Source organism: Paraburkholderia hospita, assembly GCF_002902965.1.
In the GTDB taxonomy this organism is placed as follows: Bacteria; Pseudomonadota; Gammaproteobacteria; order Burkholderiales; family Burkholderiaceae; genus Paraburkholderia; species Paraburkholderia hospita.
In genome coordinates this window covers 607,020-621,199 of the sequence record NZ_CP026105.1, presented here as the reverse complement: position 1 = coordinate 621,199, position 14,180 = coordinate 607,020, and the positions used below count along the sequence as shown (strand labels likewise).

The following is a 14,180-nucleotide window of genomic DNA, read 5'->3' as shown; positions in this document are numbered from 1 at the left end:
GAGGCTGCGATTCAATTCCTGGACACGCCGCGTCCGCGTAGGGATCGAGCAGACGGCATGCCATTAGGCCTTGACGCTTATTTCTGATAGCCGGCCTGCTTGACGGCGCGATCCGCCGTCGCGTTGCCGGCTGCCAGCGCCTGATCGACCGTCATCTGGCCTGCCACCGCGCCCGAAACGCTCTGACCGACCACCGTGCCGAACGACTGGAACTCGGGGATGCCGACGAACTGCACGCCCGTGTACGGCACCGGCTTCAACGTCGGATGATCGGGATCGGCGGTTTCGATCGCCTTCAGCACGAAGTCGCCGAATGGCGCGGCCTGCTTGTACTCGGGGCGCGCATAGGTCGACTGACGCGTGCCGGGCGGCACCGAGGCCCAGCCTTCATCCTTCGCTGCGAGCTCGATGTACTGCTTCGACGTCGCCCACGTGATGAACTTCTTCGCCGCGTCCGCCTGCTTCGACGACTTCGGAATCGCGAGCGCCCACGCCCACAGCCAGTGCGAGCCCTTCGGCGTGACGGCCGTCGGCGCGGCTGCAAAGCCGACCTTGTCGGCGATCTGCGATTGCTGCTTGTTGTAGAGCATGCCGGCGGCAACCGTCGCGTCGATCCAGATCCCGCATTTGCCCGACGACATCAGCGTGAGGTTTTCGTTGAAGCCGTTCGAACTGGCTCCCGGCGGGCCGTACTTCTTCAGCAGATCGACGTAGAAGGAGATCGCCTTCTTCCATTCGGGCGTCGTCAGTTGCGCGTTCCACTTCTCGTCGAACCAGCGGCCGCCGAACGTGTTCACGACGGTCGTCGCGTAGGCCATGTTCTCGCCCCAGCCCGCCTTGCCGCGCAGACAGATGCCGTAGACGCCGTTGGCCTTGTCCGTCAGCTTTTCGGCGAACTGCGCGATCTGGTCGTAGGTCGGCTGATCGGGCATCTTCAGGCCCTTCGCCGCGAACAGATCCTTGCGGTAATACGTCATCGAGCTTTCGACGTAGAACGGCAGCGCGTACAGCGAGCCGTTGTACGACAGGCCGTCGCGCGCCGTTTTCACGACGTCGTTCAGGTCGTAATCGGCGGGCAGGTTCGTGAGCGGCGTGAGCCAGCCGCGCTTGCCCCATTGTGGCGTTTCATAGGCGCCGATCGTCATCACGTCGAACTGGCCGCTGCCCGTCGTGATGTCCGTCGTGGCGCGCTGACGCAGCACGTTTTCTTCGAGAATCACCCAGTTGAGCTTGATGTCGGGATTCGCTTTCTCGAATGCCGGCGACAGCTTCTTCAACTCGATCATGTCGGGGTTGTTCAACGTGGCGATCGTGACGGTCGCCGCGTTCGCGCTGAATGCGGCGCACGCGAGTGCCGCTGCGCCGAATACGTTGAGCGCGGGTTTGCAGGTGGGCTTCATCGTTTGTCTCCTTTATTCGTACTTTGCGTTTTGGTACTTGATCGGGTACGTGACCGGCGCTTGCGGTTGTGTGGCGCCGTATTGCGGATGCCGGTGAATGAATGACGGTCAGCTCATCCAGTTGCCGCCGTCGACGTTCAGGGTTTGCGCGGTGATGTAATCCGCATCCGAAGACGCGAGGAACAGCGCCGCCCCCGTCAGATCCGCGGGCAGCCCCATCCTGCCCAGCGGCACCGCTTCACCGACGAGACGCTTCTTCTCGCCCAGCGGCCGGTTCTCGTAACGCGCGAAAAGCGCATCGACCTGTTCCCACATCGGCGTATCGACGACGCCCGGTGCGATGCCGTTCACGTTGATCTTGTGCGGCGCGAGCGCCAGCGCGGCCGACTGCGTGTAGCTCAGCACGGCTGCCTTGGTCGCGCAGTAGTGCGACACGAGCGCCTCGCCGCGGCGGCCCGCCTGCGACGACATGTTGATGATCTTGCCGCCGTGGCCCTGGTCGACCATGCGCTGTGCGACGGACTGCATCAGAAAGAACATGCCCTTTACGTTGACCGCGAAGAGCTTGTCGAAGATGTCCCAGGATTCGTCGAGTAGCGGACGCATGTCGAACAGCGCCGCGTTGTTGAAGAGAATGTCGATCTGGCCGAAGCGCTGCACCGTCTGCTCGACAATGCGCGCGATGTCTTCGCGCTTCGTGACGTCCGCGCTGAGTGTCAGCACGCGGTCGCCGTCCGTTTCGCGCAGTGCGTGTGCGAATTCGTTGGCCGGCTTCACGTCCACCAGCACGCAGCGCGCGCCCTCGTCGAGATACCGGCGCGCCACCGCTTCGCCGATACCGCTCGCCGCGCCCGTGAGAATCGCCACTTTGCCTTGCAGTCGGGCTGTCACAACCTGTCTCCGGTTCGTTTGATTCTTCGATTCAACCTGAGCTAACGCTCGGTGATCGAGCAATTGCTCTCGTTGTGATCGAATGATCGGATACGTGTCCGGTCATGTCAAGGCGCGCCGCGCAATTTCGATGGTGCAGCGCGGCAGCACCGGAATGCGCGCCTACGGTTGTTCCTTCCTAAGAATCGGCGATGACTTTGCAACGGGCAATGACATTTTTTCGAGATACGTTATATCATTGCGCCTTCGTTCAAACTGACGCTGTCCGGAGTTCGCGCCATGGCCCGCTCATCCGATGCTCATGTTCATCCTGTCGCAGATCCTGCACAGCAAGCCGCCCGTCTCGCGCACAAGCTCGCGCGCGCCGATGCGCTCGCCGCCGAGCGCGGTCTTGCACTGACGACGCTGCGTCGTCAGGTCTACGCGCTGATCGCGCAGAGTGAGCGTCCCGTCGGCGCGTACGACCTGCTGGCCGCACTGCAACCGCAGCGCGGCCGCGTGCCGCCCACTACCGTCTATCGCGCGCTCGATTTCCTCGTCGAGCATGGCCTCGTGCATCGGATCGAATCGAAGAATGCGTTTTTCGCGTGCTGCCAGATGGGCGAGCCGCATCAGAGCCAGTTCCTGATGTGCGATTCATGCGGCGAAACCGTCGAGATTCCCGGCGACGGAGTGGCCGCGCAGTTGTCGGGCAGTGCGCCCGCCCATGGATTCGAAGTGCATCACCAGGTCGTCGAGCTGAGCGGGCTGTGCGCCGCCTGCAAGCACGGCCATCCCTGACCAAAACAAACCGCTCCATTCAACCCAGACGCCTCTCAGGCAACAGGTCATCCCGATGAAGAAGAACAATTCGATGTGGAAGTTTCTGATGCGCGCCGTCGCTTCGACGGTATTCGTCTTTGCATTCGGCCAGGCCGCGCACGCGCAGGACGCGAAGATTCCCGTGGTCGCCGCGGAGAATTTCTACGGCGATGTCGTGCAGCAACTGGGCGGCGACCGCGTCGACGTGACGAGCATTCTCAGCAATCCGGACCAGGACCCGCATCTCTTCGAAGCCAGCCCGAAGACGGCGCGCGCATTGCAGCACGCGAGCCTTGTCGTCTACAACGGCGCCGACTACGATCCGTGGATGACGAAGCTGCTGAACGTGTCGAAGAACGACAAGCGCAAGACGATCGTCGCGGCAGAACTCATCGGCAAGAAAAGCGGCGACAATCCGCATCTGTGGTACGACCCGTCGACGATGCCCGCTGTCGCACGCGCGGTGAGCGCGGCGCTCGCATCGGCTGATCCGGCGCACAAGGCGGCGTATGATGCGAACCTCGCGAAGTTTCTCGACTCGCTCAAGCCGATCGCCGACAAGGTCGCCGCGCTGCGCAGCCAGTATGCGCACGTGAGCGTGACTGCGACGGAGCCGGTGTTCGGCTACATGTCGGATGCGATCGGCCTGGACATGCGCAACCAGCGCTTCCAGCTGGCCGCGATGAACGACACGGAAGCGAGCGCGTCGGATATCGCCGCGTTCGAACGCGATCTTCGCGAGCGACGCGTGCGCGCGCTGATCTATAACAGCCAGGCAACCGAGGCGCTGACCAAACGCATGCTGAAACTCGCGCAGCAATCGCATGTGCCGACGGTGAGCGTGACGGAGACGCAACCGGCCGGCAAGAACTACCAGCAATGGATGCTGGCGCAACTCGATGCGCTCGGCAACGCGCTCGCCGCGGGCAGCGCGAATAAGGGAACGACTCAATGAACATGTCGTCGGGCAACGCGCCCGTGCTCGAACTGGATCGCGTGACGCTCGAACTCGGCGACCGGACGATCCTGCGCGACACCAGCCTCACGATCCGCCAGGGCGAATTCATCGGCGTGCTTGGGCCGAACGGCGCGGGTAAGACGACGCTGATGCGCTCGGTGCTTGGCCTCGTCCCGGCGGCGAGCGGCACCGTGCGCGTGCTCGGCGAGCCTGTGGTGCGCGGCAATCCGTCGATCGGCTACATGCCGCAGACGCGCAGCGCGCTTGCCGGCCGTCGCGTGCGTGGCCGCGATTTCGTCGCGATGGCTGCGGACGGTCATCGCTGGGGCCTGCCGCATGCGGATGCGAAGGCGCGCGCCGATGTCGAGCGCGTGCTGGAACTGGTCGGCGGCACCGCGCTGGCTGCGCGTCCGTTGTCGGAGCTGTCGGGCGGCGAGCGGCAGCGGCTGCTGCTCGCGCAGTGTCTGCTCGGCAGTCCGCGTCTGCTGCTGCTCGACGAGCCGCTCATCAGTCTCGATCCGCATCATCAGAAGACCGTCGTCGAACTGGTGAAGCGCGTGCAGCAGGAACTCGGCATCGCCGTGCTGTTCTCCGCGCACGAACTCAATCCGCTGCTGCATGCGCTCGACCGCGTGCTGTATCTCGGCAATGGCGTCGCCGCGCTCGGCACCGTCGATGAAGTGATTACGAAGCCGGTGCTCTCGCGCCTGTACGGCTCGACCATCGACGTAATGCGCGTGAATGGCCGCATCTTCGTGATGTCGGGCGACTTCGACGTCGAGAAGCACGATCACGAGCACGAAGACGACGACCATCAGCATGGCGAGCCGCATGGCCACGGACATTCGCACGGTCATGCGCATGGGCAAAAGCACGCCCACCATCACGCCTCAAGCGACGGACACACGCACGATGTTTGAATACGATTTCATGGTGAACGCCTTCGCGGCGTCGGGGATCGTCGCGGTGCTGTCGGGCATCGTTGGCTACTTCCTCGTGATGCGCGGGCAGACCTTCGCGGGGCACGCGCTGTCGCACGTCGGCTTCACGGGCGCGACGGGCGCAGTGCTGATCGGCGTCTCGCCGATCTGGGGGATGATCGGCTTCACGCTCGCGGCGGGCGTCGGCATGGGCGCGCTGGGTGAAAAGCTCGCGGGACGCGATGTGGCGATCGGCGTGGTGCTGTCGCTGGCACTGGGCTTCGGCTTGCTGTTTCTGCACTTCTTCACCGCGTACGCGACGCAAGTCACGGCGCTGCTGTTCGGCAACGTTCTCGGCGTCAGTTCGTCGACGCTGGTGGTGCTGGCCACGCTCGGTGTCGTCAGTCTGGTTGCGTTGGCTGCGATCATGCGGCCTTTGCTGTTCGCTTCGTTGCAGCCGGAACTGGCCGAAGCGAAAGGCGTGTCGCTGCGGCTTGTGTCGGTACTGTTTCTCGCGATCGCGGCGCTTGCAGTCGCCGCGTGCACGCAGATCGTCGGCGTGCTGCTCGTGTTCACGCTGATGGTCGGACCGGCGGCCGCGGCGCAAAACCTGTCGACGCGTCTTTCCGTCGGACTCGTACTCGCCGCGCTGCTCGCGCTCGCGCAGGCGTGGATCGGCGTGACGCTCGCTTTCTACACCGACTGGCCGACGAGTTTCTGGATCACGCTGCTTGCGGCACTGGTCTATGGCGCGAGTTTGCTGGCGCAGCACATGCGCCGGTAATGCAAACACAGCTTTGCTGGCACGACATACGCGCTGGTGATTTGAACAAAAGTTTGCTGGCGCAGCACATGCGCCGGTAATGCAAACGCAGCTTTGCTGGCACGACATACGCGCTGGTGATTCGAACAAAAGTTTGCTGGCGCAGCACATGCGCCGGTAAATGCAAACGCAGCTTTGCTGGCACGAAACACGCGCTGGTGATGCCGATAAAAAAACGGGGTGGCTCGCGAGCCACCCCGTTTTGCTTTGGCGCCAACGACCCCGAAGATCAGCCGAGCAACACCTTCGCGTGATGTGCGAGATGATCCTCGATGAACGTCGAGATGAAGAAATAGCCGTGGTCGTAGCCTTCATGTCGGCGCACCGTGAGCGGCTGTCCGGCGGCCTTGCATGCGGCGTCGAATACGTCCGGGTTCAGTTGCTGGGTCAGAAACTGGTCGGCCATACCCTGATCGACCAATATCCCTTCCGCAAACTTGCGCGTCGCCTTGCCCACGAGTTCGCTCGCGTCGTACTGCTTCCACGCTTCGCGGTCCGCGCCCAGATAGCCGCTGAACGCCTTCTCGCCCCACGGACAACGCGTCGGCGCGGCAATCGGCGCGAACGCCGAAACCGACCGATAGATGTCCGGATTGCGCAGCGCGAGCATCAGCGCGCCGTGGCCGCCCATCGAGTGGCCGAAGATGCCGAGCCGCCCGCCATCGACAGGCAACTCGTTGATGACCGTCTCGCGCAGTTCGTCCCGCACGTACGAGTACATCCGGTAGTGCTTCGACCAGGGCGCCTGCGTCGCGTCGACATAGAAGCCCGCGCCGACGCCGAAGTCCCACGCGTCCGTCTCGCCCGGCGCGCCTGCGCCGCGCGGACTGGTATCCGGCGAGATCAGCGCGATGCCGTGTTGCGCGGCGAAGCGCTGCGCGCCCGCCTTGATCGGAAACGTCTCTTCGGTGCTCGTCAACCCTGCTAGATAGAACAGCGCCGGCACCTTCTTCTGCGACGCCGCTTCAGGCATGAAGACCGAAAAGCGCATCGGCAAACCGATCGCCTTCGACTCATGCTTATAGATACGCTGCGTGCCGCCGAACGACGCGTGCGATTCGATCAGTTCGAGCATCGCGCCACTCCTTTAGTAGATGACAACCGAGCGGATCGACTCGCCCTTCTTCATCAGATCGAAGCCTTCGTTGATCTGGTCGAGCTTCAGGTGGTGCGTGATCAGATCGTCGATGTTGATCTTGCCTTCCATGTACCAGTCGACGATCTTCGGCACATCGGTGCGGCCGCGCGCGCCGCCGAACGCCGAGCCCTTCCACTGACGGCCCGTGACCAGCTGGAATGGCCGCGTGCTGATCTCTTCGCCCGCCGCTGCCACGCCGATGATGAACGACTGACCCCAGCCCTTGTGTGTACATTCGAGCGCCTGGCGCATCAGCGTCGTATTGCCGACGCATTCGAACGAATAGTCCGCGCCGCCATCCGTCAGTTGCACGATGTGATCGACGACGTTCTCGACTTCCTTCGGGTTGATGAAGTGCGTCATGCCGAACTTCTTCGCGAGTTCGACGCGGCCCGGATTGATATCGACACCGATGATCTTGTCCGCACCTACCATTTTGGCGCCCTGGATCACATTCAGGCCGATGCCGCCCAGACCGAACACGACGACATTCGCGCCCGCCTCGACCTTGGCCGAATAGACGACAGCGCCGACCCCCGTCGTCACACCGCAGCCGATATAGCAAACCTTGTCGAACGGTGCGTCTTCGCGGATCTTCGCGACGGCGATCTCCGGCACCACGATGTAGTTCGAGAACGTGGACGTGCCCATGTAGTGGAACAAAGGCTTGCCGTCGAGCGAGAAGCGCGACGTCGCATCGGGCATCAGGCCCTTGCCTTGGGTCGAGCGGATCGCCTGACACAGGTTCGTCTTGCGCGACAGACAGAACTTGCATTGGCGGCACTCGGGCGTGTAGAGCGGAATCACGTGATCGCCCTTCTTCAGCGTGCCGACGCCCGGTCCGACATCGACGACGACGCCCGCGCCTTCATGGCCGAGGATCGCCGGGAAGATGCCTTCCGGATCGGCGCCCGACAGCGTGTAGTAGTCGGTGTGGCAGATGCCCGTCGCCTTCACTTCGATCAGCACTTCACCCGCGCGCGGACCTTCGAGGTCGACTTCTTCGATCGTCAACGGTGCGCCTGCCTTCCATGCGATTGCTGCTTTCGTCTTCATCGTGAATGCTCCTGTGGTTCTGTAGATCCGTTACCTAAAGCTGATGATCTTTGAATCTGTCCGTTACTGTCGTGAACCGTTGCGGCCCGGATTGTCCCGCATGTTCGCGCGCCGCGCTGTGAACATGATCGCGCAAATGCAAGGCGCGTGAATGGCACGCCGCGCCGCGCGATTGTCCTCATGCGACGGCGCATGGCGAGCGCACGTCACGCGGACGGCGACGCGAACCAAGGTTCGACGCGGCCATACAGATCGATAAAGCGCGCATAACGCGCAGCGAGTTCCGTCTCGTCACGCGGCCCGGCGACGCGCGTCGCGGCAGGCGCGAGCGCTGCAAGATCGTCTGCGTTCCAGTGACCCACAGCGATGCCACCGAGCATCGCTGCGCCACGCGCCGCCGCGTTCGGACAATCGACAGCATGCAGTTCGACTTGCAATGCATTGGCGAGCAACTGCCGCCAGCGCGCATCGACGGAACCGCCGCCCGCGAGACGCAGTTCCGGCACGCGCGCGCCGCTTTGCCGGATCGCGTCGAGCCCCGCGCGCAACGAAAACGCGACGCCTTCGAATGCCGCGCGCATCATCGCGCCGCGCGATGTGCCGAGCGCAAGGCCAAGCCATCCGCCGCGCGCGGCCGGATTGAGCCACGGCGTGCGCTCGCCCGTCAGATACGGCAAGAACGTAAGGCCCGGGGCTGCCTCGAACTCGAACGCATCGCGATACGCGTCATTCCATTCATACGACAGCCAGCCACGCACGGCTTCGAGCGCGACACCGACGTTTTGCATCGCGGCCATCCGATACCAGTGATCAGTCGCGGCCCGATAGCGATGCAGACCTGGCGCAGCGTCGGGTTCGTCGGTGGCGAGCACGAGAATCTGGCCGCCCGTGCCCGTGGTGAGCAGCGCGTCGCCGTCGTTTGCAAGGCCGCTGCCGAGCGCTGCGCACGGCGTGTCGCCGGCACCCGTGGCAAGCACGATGCCGGCGCGCAAGCCGAGCGCATTTGCCGATTCGGCGGACAGTGTGCCGCACGCGGCATACGACGCAGCGAGCGGCGCGAACCAGTCGCGCGGCAGCCCGAGCCGTTCGAGCAACGCGTTGTCCCACGCGCCGGATGGATCGGCAAGCGCGGTCGCGCAGGCATCGGAGGGATCGGTTGCGATCGTGCCGCCCAGCCTGAAGCGCAGCCAGTCTTTAGGTTGCAAGGCCCAGCGCGCTGCATGCATCGATTGCGGCTCGTGCTGCGCGACCCATCGCAGCAGCGGGCCGGCCATGCCGGGCGCGACGGGGTTGGGTTGCGGCGCAGGCCATGCATCGAGCAAGGGCAATGCGCGCGTGTCGGGCCAAAGCATCGCAGGACGCACGGCCTTGCCTTGTGCGTCGCTCAGCACGACGCCATGCATCTGACCGGAAAAGCCGACCGCGCGCACAGCACTGCGTTGCGCATCGGGAAAACGCGATGCCGCTTCGCATAGTGCGCGCCACCAGACCTGCGGATCGATTTCCGCCCAGCCGGGGCGCGGCGTATCGATTGCATACGCGACGCTCGTCGCGCATTGCTCGCGGCCTTCGTCGTCGATGATCGCGAGTTTCAGCGAGCCTGTGCCGAGATCGATACCAAGATAGGACATGAATGCGATGCGTTGATCAGGTGGTTGCTGTGGAGGCTATTGCACGCGGGCGCCTGCTTCGCGCGGACCGGGCGACGGACGATCATTTTCACACGTCACCGCCGATTGGCGCGGGTTAACCCACCCCAAACGGAGCGCGCCCCGAAAACGCATTATGTGCGAACCGCAATACACATCATATGGGCACGCGTACGTGGCGACGGCGCGCCGGATTGATGAAATTCCCGCAAGCCACCACGGCACAAGGACTTCCGGCGAATTTCTCCAATCTCGCATAACGTAGCCGTTCCAAATCTGGTCTACGCATATCGCCCCGGCAAAGGTTGAAATAGGAAGCAGTGGTCTTGTCGCGCTTTTTCGTCCCGCATACCTTGGAGTCATCCCAAAACCAGATGTGGAGAGAGACAAGATGCACTCGAACACGGTTCATCCGTGCGACGAGCGACTGCCCTTCGGCCAGTTGCTGACGCTCGGCATTCAGCACGTACTGGTGATGTACGCAGGGGCCGTTGCCGTGCCGCTGATCATCGGCAGCGCGCTCAAGCTGCCGAAAGAGCAAATCGCCTTTCTCATCAGCGCCGACCTCTTTTCCTGCGGTATCGCCACACTGATCCAGACGCTCGGCCTGTGGATCTTCGGCATCCGCTTGCCCGTCATCATGGGTTGCACGTTCGCCGCCGTAGGCCCGATGATCGCGATCGGCACGAATCCCAGTCTTGGCATACTCGACATCTTCGGATCGACGATCGCTGCGGGTGTGATCGGCATCATCGCCGCGCCGATGATCGGCAAGATGCTGCGCTTCTTCCCGCCCGTCGTGGTGGGCGTGGTGATCTCGGTGATCGGGCTTTCGCTGATGGAAGTCGGCATCAACTGGGCGGCGGGCGGCGTCGGCAACCCGGACTACGGCAATCCCGTCTACCTCGGGCTGTCGTTCGTCGTGCTCATGCTGATTCTGCTCATCAACAAGTTCGGCAAGGGCTTCGTCTCCAATATCTCGGTGCTGCTCGGTATCGTGGCGGGCTTCGTGATTGCCGCGCTGCTGGGCCGTGTGAACATGGAAGGCGTGACGAGTGCGCCGTGGGTCGGCTTCGTGATGCCGTTTCACTTCGGCTTGCCGCACTTCGATCCGCTTTCGATCGCGACGATGGTCACCGTGATGTTCGTCACGTTCATTGAGTCGACGGGGATGTTCCTCGCGGTCGGCGACATGGTGGACCGGCCCGTCAATCAGAAGACGCTCGTGCGCGGCTTGCGCGTGGACGGTCTCGGCACGCTGATTGGCGGCCTCTTCAACTCTTTCCCGCATACGTCTTTCTCGCAGAACGTCGGCCTGATCGGCGTGACGGGCGTCAAGAGCCGCTTTGTCTGCGCGACGGGCGGCGTGATTCTCGTGCTGCTCGGCCTGTTCCCGAAGATGGCGCAGGTGGTCGCGTCGGTGCCGTCGTTCGTGCTGGGCGGCGCAGGCATTGTGATGTTCGGGATGGTGGCGGCGAACGGGATCAAGGTGCTCTCGAAAGTCGACTTCGTGAAGAACCATCACAACCTCTTTATCGTCGCGGTCAGCATCGGTCTTGGTCTCGTGCCTGTCGTCTCGCCGCACTTCTTCGCGAAGCTGCCGCCCGCGCTGTCGCCGCTTTTGCATAGCGGCATTCTGCTGGCGTCGGTTTCGGCCGTGGTGCTGAACCTGATTTTCAATGGCGTGAAGGGCGAACGCGCCGCGACTCGCGATATTCGCCGCGCTGGCCACGACTTCGACGGACGCGGCGGCAAAGACGACGCCATTCCGGGCGACGACATGCTGCGTGCCGCCGACATTCACTAACCGATAGCCATAGCCATCTATACCGCGTGCGCATGACCCCGAGTCGTGCGCACGCCGTCAGCCCACCGCACTCCCACCTGCGCGACCATCAGGCGACCAGATTGTTGAAGTGTCGCGTTACCTTCGGCTCCAGGTTGCGAGCCTCCTTCATCAGATTGAGCTGTTTCGCCGACCTCGCGACTTCGAAGACTTCCGGCGCGATATCGTAGTCGCCACGATCGTGCATCCATTCGAGCACGTCCGACAGATGCCACAACGACGTGCTGCCCTCGTGGACAGGCGCGGGGAATTCCGTGGCATGCGATTGCATCAGCTTGCGCATGTTCTGGCGCGATACGCCCGCCACTTCTGCGACATCCGTCAGCCCGACGAAGTCCGGCGCGGCCTCGACCAGCTGCGCCGTGGGCACCGCGCGAAGTACGTCCTTCAACGCGCTCACGAGTGCATGTGTCGCGCTCTTCGCCTCGCGCGCGAACGCGAGTGCAAGCCGCCCCGCTTGACCGACACCCACGGTGGCATCGTCGCAACCCTCGGCCGCGAGACGCTCGACGATCTCGTCGAAATCGCAGTCTTCCGCGCTCAGACGGTACTTCAGCGTGAAGGTGTATTCCATGTTTGCTCCTTTTCCTTCCCTGGTTGCTGCTCCTGTTGCTGCCCGTGCTGATCCTGCTCGCAAGTGCGCCGTTTTGATTCGGCGATCACGCGCAAAGAGATGACCTTCTGACGATGCGGCGCACAGTTCTCGACAATGCGACGCAACGTTCTTGCGTGACCGGTTGCATTGCGCGGCGTGCACCAGATACTGGCGATGCAGAACTCGCCGCATCTGCAATCGGTGTCGTTGTATGGGCAATACATGCGCCCCCAGGCGTGCCCGGTGCCCGTACCAGGCACGACGCGCCAGCCGTTTGCTTCCGCATGGCCGAGCGCCGACTCGATTTCCTTCTTCGAATGACTTCGACGACTCATCAGTAACTCCAGTGTAGAGCGCCCTCAATTAGTTGTCAATTGACAACCACGCTGCGGATCATCAACCTTGGTTGATCCGTACGCGATGCTAACGGCTAACTCTGCTCAAAAACGATCTGGAGAACTGAACTGACCATCTGGACAAGGTTTGTAGGAGAGCGGCTCAAAAAAAAAACGCCACGGCATGCCGTGGCGTTTCGTACTGCAAGAAATGAGAAGCGGCTGTCGCTCGAGCCCGAGACCCTCAGCCCGCCGTCGCCGCCGAAGCGGCAACGGGCGCGCTCGCTGCGCCGTAGTCGACGGGTGCGTCGGCGGGACGCGGCTGTTCGCCCGCGCGTTCGATCCATCCGCCGCCCAGCGCCTTGTACAGATCGACGAGGTTCGTCAGGCGCGCCGTGCGTGCCGTGATGAGCGACCGCTGCGCGTCGTACAGGCCGGTCTGCGCGGTCAGCACGGCGAGATAGCTGTCGACGCCGTTTCGGTAGCGCAGGTCCGACAGATCGAGACGGCGCTGTTCCGCAAACGTGTTGCGCTCGAGCGCCGCGATCTGCTGATCGTACGTGCCGCGCGCGGCCAGGCCGTCCGCGACTTCGCGGAATGCGGTCTGGATCGCCTTCTCGTACTGCGCGATCTGGATATTCTTCTGTACCGTCGCGAGATCGAGGTTCGCCTTGTTCGCGCCGCCTTCAAAAATCGGCAGCGTGATCTGCGGCGCAAAGCTCCACGCCGCCGAGCCCGGCTTGAACAAGCCGCCAAGCGTCGGGCTCAGCGTGCCGAAGCTGCCCGTCAGCGAGACGCGCGGGAAGAACGCCGCGCGCGCCGCGCCGATATTCGCGTTCGCCGCGAGCAGGTTCTGCTCGGCTTCGGCGATATCGGGACGGCGCGTCAGCAGATCCGACGGCAAACCGGCGGGGATGTCGGTCAGCAGGTCCTGGTCGTTGAGCGCGAGACCTCCCGGAAGATCGCGCGGCAACGGCTCGCCGACCAGCAGGACCAGCGCATTCTCAGCCTGTGCGCGCAGACGCACCTGCGACTGCAGATCCGCTTTCGCCTGCTCGACGACCGTCTCAGCCTGACGCAGATCCAACTCAGAACCCGTGCCCGTGTCGTACTGCAGCTTTGTGATGCGATACGACTCTTGCGCGGTCTTGAGCGTGTTCTCCGTGACTGTCAGCAGATCGTCAAAGGCCAGCACGTTCAGATACTGATCCGCCACCGACGCAACCAGCGCGATCTCCGCCGCCTTGCGCGCCTGCGCCGTCGACAGATACTGCGCCAACGCCTGGTCCTTCAGGCTGCGGATGCGGCCGAAGAAGTCGATTTCCCACGAAGCGTTCAGGCCAACCGAATACTGGTTGGAGATCGTCTGGTTGAGGAACGACAGGTCCTTCGGCGTGCGCGATTTCGACTGTGACGCGGACGCGTCGAGCGTCGGCATCAGCGCCGCGCGCACGATCTGATACTGCGCGCGCGAGGCCTCGATGTTCAGCACCGATACGCGCAGATCGCGGTTGTTCTTCAGCGCGATCTCGATCAACTGTTGCAGGCGCTGATCGACGAAGAAATCGCGCCAGCCGATGTCGACGGCCGCCTGTCCGCTCGCCGAGCGCGCACCCGCGCCGGGAACCGGCTGCGTCGCGTAGACTCCGTCGCTCGGGAAGGCACCCGACACGGGCGCAGCCGGCTGGTGGTACTTCGGCTCCATCGTGCAGCCCGCGGCGACCAGCGCGACGGCCACTGCCATCAAAGAATATTTAGGCATCTCAAT

13 protein-coding genes are annotated in these 14,180 nt (G+C 63.4%); 5 read left to right on the top strand and 8 right to left on the bottom strand.

Annotated features, from left to right (window positions below):
• Window positions 1-77: 77 nt before the first annotated feature.
• Both C2L64_RS02710 and C2L64_RS02705 read right to left on the bottom strand, forming a co-directional pair.
• Window positions 78-1,400, bottom strand: a complete 1,323-nt coding sequence (locus C2L64_RS02710) for an ABC transporter substrate-binding protein (protein ID WP_007744650.1) — start codon at window positions 1,398-1,400, stop codon at window positions 78-80.
• Between the two features lie 108 nt (window positions 1,401-1,508).
• Entirely contained in the window at window positions 1,509-2,291 is a 783-nt protein-coding gene (locus C2L64_RS02705; protein WP_007744652.1) for an L-iditol 2-dehydrogenase, read from the bottom strand.
• A 279-nt stretch (window positions 2,292-2,570) separates the two neighbouring features.
• Between C2L64_RS02705 and C2L64_RS02700 the strand changes: the two genes are divergently transcribed.
• From C2L64_RS02700 to C2L64_RS02685, 4 genes are read left to right on the top strand one after another with little or no spacing between them, the layout of a single operon-like run.
• Window positions 2,571-3,071, top strand: a complete 501-nt coding sequence (locus tag C2L64_RS02700) for a Fur family transcriptional regulator (RefSeq protein WP_090835990.1) — start codon at window positions 2,571-2,573, stop codon at window positions 3,069-3,071.
• A 55-nt stretch (window positions 3,072-3,126) separates the two neighbouring features.
• The gene (locus tag C2L64_RS02695) at window positions 3,127-4,047 is read left to right on the top strand and encodes a metal ABC transporter solute-binding protein (RefSeq protein WP_007744654.1); all 921 of its coding nucleotides are present in this window, start codon (window positions 3,127-3,129) and stop codon (window positions 4,045-4,047) included.
• The gene (locus C2L64_RS02690) at window positions 4,044-4,970 is read left to right on the top strand and encodes an ABC transporter ATP-binding protein (RefSeq protein ID WP_090835989.1); all 927 of its coding nucleotides are present in this window, start codon (window positions 4,044-4,046) and stop codon (window positions 4,968-4,970) included. Before C2L64_RS02695 ends, C2L64_RS02690 begins: the two co-directional genes overlap by 4 nt.
• Entirely contained in the window at window positions 4,963-5,754 is a 792-nt protein-coding gene (locus C2L64_RS02685) for a metal ABC transporter permease (RefSeq protein ID WP_090835988.1), read from the top strand. Before C2L64_RS02690 ends, C2L64_RS02685 begins: the two co-directional genes overlap by 8 nt.
• A gap of 268 nt (window positions 5,755-6,022) precedes the next feature.
• Here C2L64_RS02685 and fghA read toward each other — a convergent pair whose 3' ends face one another.
• The 3 genes from fghA to C2L64_RS02670 form a co-directional block, all read right to left on the bottom strand.
• Complete coding sequence (gene fghA, locus C2L64_RS02680) at window positions 6,023-6,868, bottom strand: S-formylglutathione hydrolase (protein ID WP_090835987.1); 846 nt, start codon at window positions 6,866-6,868, stop codon at window positions 6,023-6,025.
• A gap of 12 nt (window positions 6,869-6,880) precedes the next feature.
• Window positions 6,881-7,987 carry an S-(hydroxymethyl)glutathione dehydrogenase/class III alcohol dehydrogenase gene (locus C2L64_RS02675; RefSeq protein ID WP_007581381.1) on the bottom strand — a complete coding sequence of 369 codons (1,107 nt, stop codon included), beginning with the start codon at window positions 7,985-7,987 and terminating at the stop codon, window positions 6,881-6,883.
• Between the two features lie 206 nt (window positions 7,988-8,193).
• On the bottom strand, window positions 8,194-9,618 hold the full coding sequence (locus C2L64_RS02670; RefSeq protein WP_090835986.1) for a xylulokinase: 1,425 nt from the start codon (window positions 9,616-9,618) through the stop codon (window positions 8,194-8,196).
• Window positions 9,619-10,027: 409 nt separating this feature from the next.
• On the opposite strand from C2L64_RS02670, the gene C2L64_RS02665 reads away from it, so the two are divergent.
• Complete coding sequence (locus C2L64_RS02665; RefSeq protein WP_090835985.1) at window positions 10,028-11,443, top strand: nucleobase:cation symporter-2 family protein; 1,416 nt, start codon at window positions 10,028-10,030, stop codon at window positions 11,441-11,443.
• 88 nt (window positions 11,444-11,531) lie between these two features.
• On the opposite strand, the gene C2L64_RS02660 is transcribed toward C2L64_RS02665, so the two are convergent.
• From C2L64_RS02660 to C2L64_RS02650, 3 genes are all read right to left on the bottom strand, one after another.
• Window positions 11,532-12,056: a helix-turn-helix transcriptional regulator gene (locus C2L64_RS02660; RefSeq protein ID WP_007581387.1), complete on the bottom strand. Its 525-nt coding sequence runs from the start codon at window positions 12,054-12,056 to the stop codon at window positions 11,532-11,534.
• Window positions 12,035-12,412 carry a hypothetical protein gene (locus C2L64_RS02655; protein WP_090835984.1) on the bottom strand — a complete coding sequence of 126 codons (378 nt, stop codon included), beginning with the start codon at window positions 12,410-12,412 and terminating at the stop codon, window positions 12,035-12,037. The genes C2L64_RS02660 and C2L64_RS02655 overlap by 22 nt, the downstream gene beginning before the upstream one ends.
• A gap of 244 nt (window positions 12,413-12,656) precedes the next feature.
• Entirely contained in the window at window positions 12,657-14,174 is a 1,518-nt protein-coding gene (locus tag C2L64_RS02650; protein ID WP_007742600.1) for an efflux transporter outer membrane subunit, read from the bottom strand.
• Window positions 14,175-14,180 lie beyond the last annotated feature (6 nt).